Raw genomic sequence first — 13,475 nt, forward strand, 5'->3', positions numbered from 1 at the left:
TTGCCTCCCAGCACGTAGAAACTTCTCATTTACGTATACATATATTGAGGATTTCACTGGCAGCCTCATCAACAGACAGGGTATCGTTCATCATTTCATCCAAGAGTCTGCCGCACAATATATCATCAAAGTCTACATCGCTCTCACCTTGCGAAAATAATGCATAGGCTTTTACTTGATCCTTGCTTTCAGAAGTCCAGTAATGCTCTTTAGCAAAAGGGTAGGTAGGCAGGCTGATACGGTGAGGCATCTTCCCTGTGTAAAGTTTTTTCCAATCCAAATTTATCCCTTTAGCCCACAGCTCCAAAAGCTTGGTATATTTCTTTTTGGAAATCCAAAGATCGATCATTTGTTGCAAGTCTTCGTCCCCCGAAAAAATAGACAACGATTCTCTGTTGCGTTTAGCCTGTCCCCTATATAGGTTGAGCATGTTATGACGTCCATCCACAAAACTCTTTAATTTTTCCTCAAGCTCTGCGGTAGATTCCACAAGTACGGCTAAACGCTCCTCCATCGACTCGCGCCCTACCTGAAGCGTGTAAGCAATATCCGATAGGCTTGCGGAGAATAGCTGACCCTGAAGAGCATTCAGCAGCTGCCGTCCCTTTTCCTTAAGCTGCTCCTCGCTCTTGGCTGACAATACGATCATAGCAGGTCCCTGAGAGTCGGATTCTGTTCCAGACTGTTCTTGATACTCGGGAATATACTCTTCAATCACGATATGGGCGTTTGCCCCGCCTGCACCAAAAGAAGATATTCCAGCTCGTCTTGGATATTCTTTTGTGATTCCATTGCTTGTAATTACCGGTCTCTTCCATTCCTCCAGGCTTTGCTGAACGATAAAAGGAGTATTGTTGAAATTAATTTCAGGGTTCAACTTCCTTGAATGTAAGGATGGTACTAGCTGGCTGTGCTTAAGCTGCAACAATATTTTAGTCACTCCTGCAATGCCTGCTGCACTCTCACAATGGCCTATATTCGATTTGACCGCCCCTATGGCGCAAAACTGCTTATCCTTTGTGAATTTTTCGAATGCTCTTGTCAATCCTGCAATTTCAATAGGATCTCCCAGAGCTGTACCGGTTCCGTGGGCTTCAATATAACTAACTGTCCTTGCATCGACATCCGCACGCTGGAGCGCTTCTTCAATCAACCAGGATTGAGCTTGAGGGCTAGGTACTGTATAACCGCTGGTTTTACCTGAAGCATTTAGCATGCTCCCTTTGATAACTCCATAAATATGGTCGCCATCTGCAATGGCCTTCTCCAGCGGCTTCAACACAATCGCGCCGACACCCTCTCCGTCGACAAATCCATCTGCCTGGTCTCCGAATGACTTACATTCACCCGTTTTAGAAAGCATCGTCATAGCCGACAGCTTGATATAGTGGATAGGATCTACAATTAAGTTGACTCCCCCGGCAATGGCACACTCGCTTGTACCGCTATACAGACTTTCCAAAGCCAAATGGATCGCCGTCAATGAGGAAGAGCAAGCGGTATCTAAGGACATACTCGGACCTTGGAAATCCAAATGATAGGAAACCCGGTTCGAGATGGAATTATATTGAGGTCCCAAACCGTAATTTCCGTTCATAACACCTGCAAATACACCGACTCTTCTACTCTCACAAAGATTGGCAGGGGTATACCCAGCATCCTCTATGCTTGCATATGCTGCTTCCAGGAACAGTCTTTCCTGCGGGTCCATTGTTTCGGCTTCTGCGGGAGAAATTTTGAAAAATAGCGGATCGAATAAATCAATGCCTTCGATAAAACCACCCGATTTCGTATAGATTGTGCCCCTTTTCCCTTTTTCTTGGTCAAAGTAGGTCTTCCAATCCCAACGGTCTTTCGGAATTTCAGTTATGCAATTTTTACCTTCTCTTAGATTGTTCCAATATTCCTCTATATTACGAGCTCCCGGATAGCGTCCTGACATCCCAACAATCGCAACATCCCTGATATTGGAGGATCGTGTCGTTGGCTTTTCCATTGTGCTGTCAGAAGGCTTAAGGAAACGCCCTCCCCGGTCAAACCTCATCGGGACAGTAGCGAGTAATTGCGAAGCAGGGCCCTCTTCAACTCTGGAAGTCTCTTCGATCAACTCCTGTTCCTTCATTCCTACCAGCTTCTTTAACGAGTCCTTTTGCGTTTGAAGAAGGTATGCTACTAGATCATCTATGGTGTTGTACTCAAAAAACAGCGTGCTGGCAAAATCCTCGATGACTTCACGCAAAACATTTGTGATTTGCACTACCAATATCGAGTCAATTCCATACTCTTCCAGGGCTACCGTTGAGTCGATACTTCCCGGTTCCATTTTTAGCGTCTCACCAAGCAAATGTTTAAAGTACGCCGTACTTTTTTCACGCAGCACATGTTCTACCTCTGCTTGTGCTACCTCTATTTGGGGTTGAGTTCGTTGTTTCACTGATACCGTTTCTACGGTTCTTTTCTCTATCAATATTGATCTTCGTTTGTGCTGTCGCTTTTGCCGAACCAAGCCATCGCTTTGGGCTGCAACAATCTGCTGGCCCCAATCATGCGCCTCTTGCGCCGGGAAGAACGCTGCATGGAAACCTTCTTTGTCCAATACGGTTTCCCATATTTGAGGGTGGAGCCCTGGGCATCCAGGAATACGCCATTCCGGATCCTCATACGCCCACCAGCCATCTAGCAATCCGAAGGTAAGGTGGGTAAACACGCTACTACCTGTGATTTCATTGAGCAGGAGCAAGCCGTTGCTTTTCAAAACCGCTTTTGCATTACGTAATGCCTGACGGATGTCTTTTGCGGTATGAAGCACATTAGCGGCAATGACAATATCATATTTCCCCGTCTCAATACCTTGCCCTGCAATAGGTTCTTCAACGTTAAAAATCTGATAGCTGAGATACGGATTATGCGGCCCATACTCTTTTTCCGCGTGCATCAAAAAGGCTTTAGAAATATCGGTATAGCAATATTCCTGAATGTGTTTGCGATATGGGCGTAATTTCAGGAATAGCGTAGCACTGGTCCCTCCGGTGCCCGCGCCGATTTCCAGAATTCTGATTTCTGCAGCGGCGTCGGCCATAATCCTCTCCTGGATATAAGCGGCAGTAGTATCGGCAAGTACCTCATTAAAGTAGTCCACAACCAGATTGTTCTTATAAATTCCTTCCACTAGTTCCATTGAGGAATTGGGGAAGATGATTTCGGTCGCAGGCGATTTTCCGGTAAGCACTTCCGGTAAAGCTCGTAGCGTTGTCTCAACCAAATTGACCCTTGCTCTCATCTGCGGATATTGCAGCCAAGTACGCTTGCGCTCTTCCCATTCCTGCCAGACATCATCTCGATCCGTCAAGCTGGAGTTTCTACCTGATAGGTCGTTATCCATCTGTGCCAAAATCTCCATGCTCTCTTTCAGCCATTTGCCATATAGCTCAGGAAGTCCGAGTTTATTTTTGAACTCGTCGACAGACTGACGATCTGTCCCTGATAACCCCATGGACAAGAGCTGCTCCCGTAACAACCTGTGTAGGAGATGTTCCATCTCCCTTTCCTGGAGGTCGCCCATATCGTCTGCGGCATAGTTTTCAATAAAATGGCTTCTTGATTGTATTGCTGTAGCAATATTTTCCTGTATATCCCTGAGATTCGGAGCCGAATTAGGCGAGTAGAGATCAATCTCTTCCGTCGGATTAGTCCCTTCCATCTCCAGGTGTCTTGTTGTTTTCATAAGCCCCATTTGGTCTATCGGTGAGGCAAGAAGCGTCTCAAGCGCCTCCATCCCCTCCTGCGGGTCAATGAGCCCAACACCTATTTGCGCCAGTCTGGAGTAGTTTTCTACCTCCTGCCCTCCATTTTGGGAGGCATTGTTTTCGCCGCTCCCCCAGTATCCCCAGTTCATGACCTTCACTGGACAACGCCATTCCTGCGAAAGACGATGCGCAAACGCGTCTTTAAAGGTACTTCCGGCAGCATAGCTACTTTGTCCCTGATTCTTTACATAGGTAATCATGGAAGAGAAGAACAATACGAAATCCAACGGCTCATTTTGGAAGACCTGAGCCATGCGTACACTGACATCAACCTTTGCTGAAAGCCCTGACCGGAACTCTTCCTCCGTCAAATCTTCCAAGCCCTTCTCCAAAAATGAAATGGCTGAGTGGACCACACCGTTTATGTTGGAGTACCGCTGTTTTATTTCCTCATATGCCCGCTGCAGCTCCCTTTCGTCTGCTACATCCGCCGTGATATAGCATGGAACAGGTCCCAGGCCTTCAAATCCGTCCAGTTTGGCCTGGATAGAAGCATCCTTTTGCCTTCTGCCTAGCCACACCGTCTGGGCCTGGTAGGTACAGGCCATATACTTGCTCCAAGCCTCTCCGATAGTGCCGGCGCCCCCGATGACCACATAGACGCCTCTGGCTTTGTATAGCGTCTGTCCTTTTAAACCTGAAGTCTGTTTGAATGGAATCAATTGCTGCCGATACCACTGCCCATTTCTGAAAACCCACATCCGTCCTTGCCGGTCCGAAGGCAGCGTAATTATATCGGATAGTGGCCAGTCATCATCGGATTGCAGGTCAAGGATACGGATTTTCCAGTTCGGATATTCTTTGGCCATGGTGCCTACCAGCCCATGAAGACTTGCGTGAGTCGGGTTGACTATATCGTTCTGATCCATCGACTGAGCTTGATTGGTTATCGTTGTCCAGCCTAGCTTTTTCGTCCCGTATCCCAATAAAAGCATCGCTTTGACCATTCTAAAGAAGAGTAGGACTCCCTGCTCCTGTTCCTTGATCAAAGATTCGGCAATCACCGATTCGACGGGAGCACAGGGTGCAATCCACAGAATATGGTCAACGGCTCCATATTCTTCTACCTTTGAGGCAACTGTTTCAATGGAATCGTGCGCTTGAAGCTCCAAGAAATGCGCCCTAGGATAATACTCCCGGATGGCCTGTCTGTCTTTGTCAGTACCACCCACAATGACCAATCGGTCTGTCGGTGAGGGGGAAACGACATCTTTTTTTACAGCAGCCGGGTCCCATTTCGGGATGAGCATTACGGATCCTACAAGCGGGTCGGCGGCACTTTCTCCTTCTGCTGCGCCTTGTGCATTTTCAATGACGACTTCTCCGTCCAGCGCCCGGGTGGATAATCCTGTTATTCTGACGCAAATAGTTCCTTCCTCATCACACAAGTCAATATTAAGCTTCTGTACCTTGTCTTCTTTCTTGCTGCCCTCGCTGTATTGAATCAACGACCACATGGTCGGGGTGCATGCCCCATAAATCTCAATCTCTTGGAGGGCAAACGGCATATGAGGCGTAGCTGGTACAGCGCTACCCGGTAGCCCTTCTTTCTCTTGGCCCATGATTAGCCCGATGGATGCATGCAAGGCCGAATCCAGCAAGCTGGGGTGAAGGACCAAGCTGTCCGCCATATTAGAAATGAAGGAAGGCAATGCCAGCTCGGCTAGCACCCTGCCCGGATGTGTATATACCTTCTCCACACATCTGTATGCCGGGCCATAATCCATTCCCATTTCCTCGAAGATTTCGTAACATTGCGATCCGTTAAACCTGTGTTGACCAAAATCTGCCTGTAACGCCTTAAGGTTTAGTCTCGGTTTTTGCTCTACGCAAACCTGCACCGCATCACCTTGGCTATGCACGGTATGCCCTCTTTCGCTTCCTACTTGCCCGCTATACACTTCAAAGCTGATTTTTCCGGTGTCTTCCAGGGATAGCCTGGTGTGTACAGGAACTGGCTGGTTGTCCACCACAATGGGCCGAATCCAGTTTACATTTTTCAAACGGATTCCTGTTGTGCTGTTGTCCATATCTCCTGTGGAACGTTCTACAGCCGCTCGTACCATCTCAAGATAGGCTACGCCAGGCAGAACCTTTTGGCCTTTCACAACATGATCCTTGAGGAAAAATTCCTCGCCTGTAAACGTTGAACTGAACCGCTGCTCCAGAAAGTCTGAAGTGTTCTGATGCAGTAAAGGTGTCAAAAAGGAAGATTGGGACGAAGCGGCTTCTGTTATTGCGGCGCTCTTTCCCTCATGTACGGGTATCCAATAGCTTTCTCTGGCAAAAGGATAGGTTGGCAGACTCATCCTGCGAGGCTTCACATCCTCATAAAGCTTGTTCCAATCCAAAATCAGTCCCGTAACCCAAAGTTCAGCGAGCTTTCCATACTTCCCTTTGTCCACCCATGCATCAATCATTTTAGCCATATCTTCATCGACTTCCTGAGTGACAAGCCCTCCTCTATTACGCTTTACCTGTCCTCTATACAGCTCTTCTACGCCTTCCTTTTTTTGCAGGAAGCCTTCCAATTTCCAATCAAGCTCTTGGATGGATTTTGCAATGATCGCCAGACGTTCGTCCATCGCTTCCCGCCCAATTTGCAGCGTGTAGGCGATATCTGAGAGACTTGTATGCGGGTCATTCAGCTCTCTGATTGCAGACAGCAATCTTTGCACCTGCTCGTCCAGCCTTTCCTTATTTTTGGCCGACAACACGACCATGACAGGATTCAGGGATGTAGGATCAGCTTGCTGCTGACTAGCTTCTTCTGGAATATATTCTTCGATGACCACATGAGCGTTAGAGCCCCCAGCACCAAAGGCTGATACTCCTGCTGCCCTTGGGTATTCTCTGGTTTCACCGTTGATAGCAACTACTGGTCTTTTCCACTCTTCTAACCCCTGCTGAACTTTAAAGGGACTATCGCTGAAGTCGATATTGGGATTTAAGGTACTTGCATGTAGCGAAGGCACGATTTGTTTATATTTCAACTGCAACAGCACCTTTGTCACCGCGGCGATACCAGCAGCACTCTCACAATGCCCGATATTAGACTTCGCCGACCCGATTGAACAGAACTGCTTATCCCCGGTATATTTCCGGAAGGCCTTCTGTAAGCCTGCAATTTCAATCGGGTCTCCCAGTGGAGTTCCTGTTCCATGGGCTTCTATATAACTGATGGTTCTGGGGTTGATTCCTGCCTCCTTAATTGCCTGACCAATCACACGGGCCTGTGCGTTGGGGTTAGGTACGGTATAGCCGTTGGTTTTTCCCCCGTGGTTCACTGCAGTTCCTTTGATAACTCCATATATGCGGTCTCCGTCTGCTATGGCTTTGGCTAATGGCTTGAGCAGCAAAGCCCCGACTCCTTCTCCCGGTACATATCCGTCTCCCTGTCCGAAGCTTTCACATCTCCCATTGCTTGATGCAAAACTTCCCTGTCCCAACAATAGGTATTTGTTAGGATGGATGGAGACGTTAACCCCTCCTGCTACTGCCAGTTCGCATTCTCCATGCTGTAGTCCATGACAGGCCATATGAATTGATGTCAGTGACGAGGAGCACATAGTATCTACAGCGATACTTGGCCCTTGAAAATTACAAAAATACGATACCCGGTTGGCAACCGCCGAGGCATTCCCGAGAAGTCCAATCATCCTTCCCTTGGCTTGTTCCTGGGCTCCATAGAGTTGATACTCATGGTACATCACTCCGACGTAAACCCCGACATTGCCTTCTATGCCGCCAAGCTCCCGCTCTGCACAAAGGGTTTCTCTCGTATAACCTGCATCCTCTATCGTTTCATAAACGCATTCCAGGAATAAGCGCTCCTGCGGGTCCATCGTTTCCGCTTCCCTTGGCGAAATATTGAAAAACAACGGGTCAAACCAGTCCACTCCATCGATGAACCCTCCCCACTTGCTGTAGGTTTTCCCAGGCTTGCCTCTGTTTTCATTAAAGTACAGACTGTGATCCCAGCGCCCCTTGGGAATCTCTGTAATGCAATCCTTTCCATCCCTTAGGTTTTCCCAAAACTCTCGGATACCTAGTGCTCCCGGATATCTTCCTGACACGCCGATAATTGCAATGTCTAGTGCCTTCTTCTCCTGATGTGGCTGTATACCTGTCGGGAGAAGCCATGGGCGCCTACGATTAGTCGATATCGAAGTCAAAGGCTCTATGGTTGCTTTTATAGGTGCTTTCGGGCCTGCATCAGGAGCCATATTCTTCTCTGTCGCTTCTACAGCATCAATCAGCCGACCGCGATACGTTTTAAGGAAATAATCCGTCAATGACCGGAGATTTTGGTATTCAAAAAATAATGTTTTCGGTAGTGAGCCGAAAGTCTTTTCCAATTCATTGGTAAGCTGCATAACCAGTATGGAGTCAATCCCATACCTGTCCATTGGTGCATTTACATCTATACTTTCAGCGGGCAGCTTGATCACGGTTGAAAGTACCGTTTTCAAATAACCCTCCGCTTTTTCCCTTAGCCATTCTTCTCCGATAAGCGGTGCTCCCTCGCTTTCCATTACAGATCGGCCTGAGACATCAGTTTCCGAGAGCTGGCCTAGAATTGCCGCTTTAATCCTTTGGGGATATCCTTCGATCACCATAACCTGACTTCTGCCGGAAGACAGGCTTTGATACAAAGCTTTGATTCCACTCTCCGTTTGCATGGCAATCATGCCTAGGCCTTGCATCGCCCTTTCCGTTTCCAGGTCGACATGCATACCTCCATCCTTCCACAGAGGCCAGTTTATCGACAGCGTTTGCCCCTGGCGCTGCTTTGCTGTCACCAAAGCATTTCGATAGGAGGCATAGGCATCCATAAAGCCATTAGCAGCGGAGTAGTCAACCTGTCCTACATTGCCAAGGCTTCCTGCGCCCGAAGAAAATAAGATAAAGAAATCCAGGGGCAGGTCTCTGCTGGCCTGGTCCAGATTCATCACCCCTGAGACCTTCGGAGTCAGCACTTCTCTAACCTCTTCTTTAGTCTTCTTGATGATGAAGTTGTCCCGAATCACTCCGGCTGTGTGCAAAATACCGTTAAGGCCGCCAAATTGCTCGACGATGCCATGAATTAGCCCGGTAACCGATTCGTTGTGGCCCACATCCGCCTGTTGGTACTCTATATGACCACCCAGCGCTCTCAGTTCGTTTAACAGAGCCTTTTGGTCCGCAGAAAGTGATGACCGACCCACCAATACGACGGTGGAGTTTTTCACATTGCGCACAATGTCTCTGGCAAAAATAAGCCCTAGACCGCCTAAGCCACCAGTAATGAGATAGATCCCACCATCTCTCCACGGCAGGTCTGCATCTTCACGTAAGGCTTCAATTTCTTGCCATATTAAAGCCTGTCGTTTGTCCCCTTGGTACCGTATCCGTTCGTTATACCGGCCACTCTGGTTCCCTTGTAGTTTCTCAATGATTCCTTCGACATCATCCTCCACATCAAGCTCAAGCAACTGACCCATGACATTCGGATTTTCTTTTTGAGCGGTTTTCAGCATTGCAAAAAGCCCGGAATAAACCTGTTGGTCCTTCCGAGCGTGGGTTGCCAGCTGTATCAAAACTTTCTGTTTGGGTATGTCTAGCAGGATACTTTGCAATTCTTCAAATATCTGAATGGTATAATCTTCAAACCGACCGTCCATATCCGCGCTGGAAGACTGTAAAACAAGGCAGCGAGTACCATCCATGTGGGCTTCAATATCCTCCCCGGCGATACCATCCACTTCACACAGGATCACAACATACCGGATATCTTCGTTTGCGTTCACCCCTGCGGTGACAGGCATCTCCTGCCAGACAGGTTCAAGCATCAGTGTACCCATATCCTCAGTGATGCTGGCTTGCCCCACATCTCCTTCCAACGCTCTGGATAAAAGTCCTTTGAGCTGCACGCAAATCTTTCCGTTCTCATCGCACAGATCAATATCCACCTTACTTAATCCATTCGACGTCTCTTCACTCCCATCGTGAGAGATCCGGGCCCACATCTCTGGAGTGCATTTTTCGGATATCTTCAGTTCCTCCAAAGCAAAGGGTAACGCAGGCTTGCCTACAGGCAAATTTTCTTCCGAACCCATTACCAAGCCGATTGTGGCCTGCAAAGTTGAATCCATCAAAGACGGATGCAGAACAAATTCAGTTTGAGTATGGAGTACAGAGGATGGTAAGGACAGCTTGGCCAGCACGTAATCCTTTCCTCGGAAGATTGCCTCAATACCACGGTGTGCCGGTCCATAGTCTATCCCCATGGCTCTGAAAGCTTCATAGCATTGGCTTGAAGAAAGTGGTGTACGGGTACATTCTGCCCGTAAGACATTCAGGTCCAGATACTGTAGCTCGCCCGCCCTCTCCAACACAGCGACTCCCTGACTGTGTATAATGCCCTCAGCATCGGCTCCTTCCATCCCGCTGCATATTTCAAACGCAATCTCTCCATTGTCCTGGGGATATAGACTGATGAGTACCCTCACCGGTCCGTCTGCTACAACCACAGGCCGGGCCCATACGATATTTTTTAGCCGAATATGGGTCTCGCCTTCTACTACAGCCCCCACTGCCTCTTCTACAGCTGCTCGCACCATTTCGAGGTAAGCCACCCCGGGTAATGTTTGTTGACCCTTGATTCTGTGGTCTGACAGGAAAAATTCCCGGCCCGTAAAAGTAGAGCTATAACGTTGTCCGGAGAGGTCGGAAATATTCTGATGCAACAAAGGATGAATTTGGGCAGTCATAGCTGGATTTACACTGCCTTGTCCAGTGTCTGTTTCGGATAACCAATAGCGTGCCCTTTCAAAAGGATAGGTCGGCAGACTGATTCGTCTGGGCTTGGTATCTCCATAAAGTGTGTCCCATTCAATGCTTGCGCCATTGGCCCACAATTTGGCTACCTTATCAAGTCTTTTTTTCTCAGTCCAGGCCCGAACCAGGGTTCCGGTGTCTTCGTCCGAATCCAAGAGTTCGATTCCGCTACCTGCATAGTTCACACGGCCGATCAGCACTTTTTCCGACGAGCTTCCGTTAATAAAAAGTTCAAGTTCATCTATCAGATTTTCTCTTGAATCCGTCAAAAACGCGAGACGCCAGTCCATAGCCTCTCTTCCCACTTGCAAGGTATAGGTCAGGTCCGTCAGATTAACGCTTTCGTGCAACTTAACAAAATTCATCATATCTGCTGCATAGGTTTTCAAGGATTGTTCACTTTTAGCGGACAGCACAAATAGTCCCGGGTTGGCTTTACCCACTGGGGGTAGATTCACCGCAGAGACTACAGGAACATATTCTTCAATAACCATATGAGCGTTAGTGCCGCTAAATCCGAAGGAACTTACGCCCGCACGCCGGGGTACTCCCGGTTCGGGCTCCCAGCTTTGTAGACCGGTGTTAATGTAGAACGGGCTATTCTCCAGAGAAATATGCTCATTTAAGGATTCGAAATGGATGGTAGGCGGCAATTGGCGATGCTTCATGGCCAGCAGCACTTTCATCACACTGGCCACCCCGGCCGCAGTCATCATATGACCCATATTGCTTTTCAGTGACCCCAATGCGCAATAGCCCTTCTTGCTTGTATAGGATCGGAATGATTCCGTAAGTCCCTCCACCTCGATAGGATCACCCAGCTTTGTTCCTGTCCCGTGGGTCTCGACCATGGAGATGGTTTCGGGATGAATGTTAAACCGTCGATATACGTCTTTTTCCAGCGAGATTTGTGAATTTACACTTGGGGCAGTTATTCCGTTGGTTTTTCCATCCTGATTCATTCCCCATCCCCGAATAACTCCATATATGGAGTCCTTGTCTCTGACTGCATCAGAGAGCCGCTTTAATAAAATGACCCCAACTCCTTCTCCGGGGACAAACCCGTTTGCACGGGCATCAAAGGTAAAGCACCGTCCATCCTTGGACAGCATTCCTGCCTTGCTAGTCATAACATGCATTCCCGGACCAGCCATAATCATGACTCCGCCTGCCAAAGCAAGGTCACTTGTTTCTAAAAGGAGACTGTTGCAGGCTTCAGCAATGGCCACCAGAGAGGAAGAGCACGCGGTATCAATAGCCAAAGAAGGACCTTTCAAATTTAGCAGATACGAAATCCGAGCGGATAGAATTGAAGGAGACCCTCCCATGAGAACCTGCGCATTTAACCCCTGCCCACTCATGGACCTCCCATAATCACTGGCTGCACAACCTACAAAAACACCGCATCGGCTCTCCGACAGTGAGGCTGGATTTAATCCGGCATCTTCAATGCATTTCCAGCTGCTTTCAAGAAACAGGCGCTGTTGAGGGTCCATCATCTCTGCTTCTGCAGGGGATATATTAAAGAACAACGGGTCAAATTTATCTACATCCTCTAAAACACCCATCCATTTGCTATAGGTTTTTCCCTGAGCCTTGGGATCGGTATCGTAATATTCATCGATTGACCATCGCGTTGAAGGGATTTCCGATATACAATCCCTTCCCTGAGCTAGATTGTCCCAAAATTCAGCCAAAGTCCTGGATTCGGGGAATTGCCCTGCCATACCAATAATCGCGATAGACTCCTTATGTTCCTGACCGCGCGGCATATCTGGCATAGCTTTTTTAGAATCAATATGCTTGACCGTTTTGTGGGAATCATTGCTATTCGGCAGCTGTCCATAGGCGAATTGAATCCGTTCTTTAACTTCTTGCTGATTCACAAACGTTTTATCCTGCATTTTTATTTCTTTTTCAATAGTAGCCGCCAGCTTTTCTCTTATCGATTGAGCCATATGGTTTTTCAGCTCAATTAATGACTCCCTGGGAGACTCGGACAATTTTCTTGCCAGCTGCATGGCGTACGGCACCACTTCATTCCTCGGTACAACTGGAAAAGGAACCCCTTTGGTTTCCAGTTCCGAACCGCTATATCTAGTACCTGTAAATAAAATTTCCTGTGCCATACTAACCCCGAATTTCTCAGGGAAAATCAGGGTTGAACCCGCTCCGGGGGTAAAGCCGTACTTCATAAAGTTAGTAGTATAGATGCTTTCCCGACTCATCACGATAAAATCGCAAAACATCCCCATGCACCAGCCAGCACCAATCCCATGTCCCTGCATAGCAGCGATGACGGGCAGTTTGCAATCCAAAGCAATCTTGTAAACATTGGTATCGCTATATTTCGCCTTTCCCTCATGGATAGCCAGCAATCCCTCTTGGGTGCCTCCTGTGGCAAAGTAGGTGTCATATCCCGTCAGAATCACAACTTTATAATTCTCGTTAGCCTGCACTGTCTCAAACGCCTGATTCAGGCCAATAATCAGTTCATCGGAAAATGTATTTTTGTGCGCCGTGTCCTTCATTTTCAACAAGACAATCCCGTGCTCAAATTCCTGCAATTCAACCACAGACTGTACCTTTATTTGGGGGGCGCTTATCTCCTGCCCATCCTCCGGCGTGTGGAAGCTGTCCAATGGTTGCAACGTGAAAGCCAGTCCTTCTGGTAATTCCTGTGGACTGGCTTCCAATGATTCATCCGGGAGCTCGCCAATAAATTGAAGCAATTGTTTTTCAGCATCTTCATAATTTATTTCCCCTGCTTGCACCGCACGAAAAATATCTTTTGAATCCATAAACATGTCCTCCTAGCTGTATGAAATAGGACAAATACCGTGTTGGCTG

Annotated in this window: 1 protein-coding gene; it reads right to left on the reverse strand. The window is 47.9% G+C overall.

The genetic code is table 11. From position 1 onward, the window contains the following. Positions 1-25: 25 nt before the first annotated feature. A complete protein-coding gene (locus MHB46_RS25255) occupies positions 26-13,426 on the reverse strand; it encodes an SDR family NAD(P)-dependent oxidoreductase (RefSeq protein ID WP_341163872.1) in 13,401 nt (4,466 codons plus the stop codon). Positions 13,427-13,475 lie beyond the last annotated feature (49 nt).

Origin of the sequence: Paenibacillus sp. FSL H7-0703, from assembly GCF_038003485.1 — a bacterium.
In the GTDB taxonomy this organism is placed as follows: domain Bacteria; phylum Bacillota; class Bacilli; order Paenibacillales; family Paenibacillaceae; genus Paenibacillus; species Paenibacillus polymyxa_B.

What these genes read in the sequence shown, in the direction of transcription:
- MHB46_RS25255 (WP_341163872.1), bottom strand. Translation starts at nt 13,426, where the DNA reads ATGGATTCAAAAGATATTTTTCGTGCGGTGCAAGCAGGGGAAATAAAT.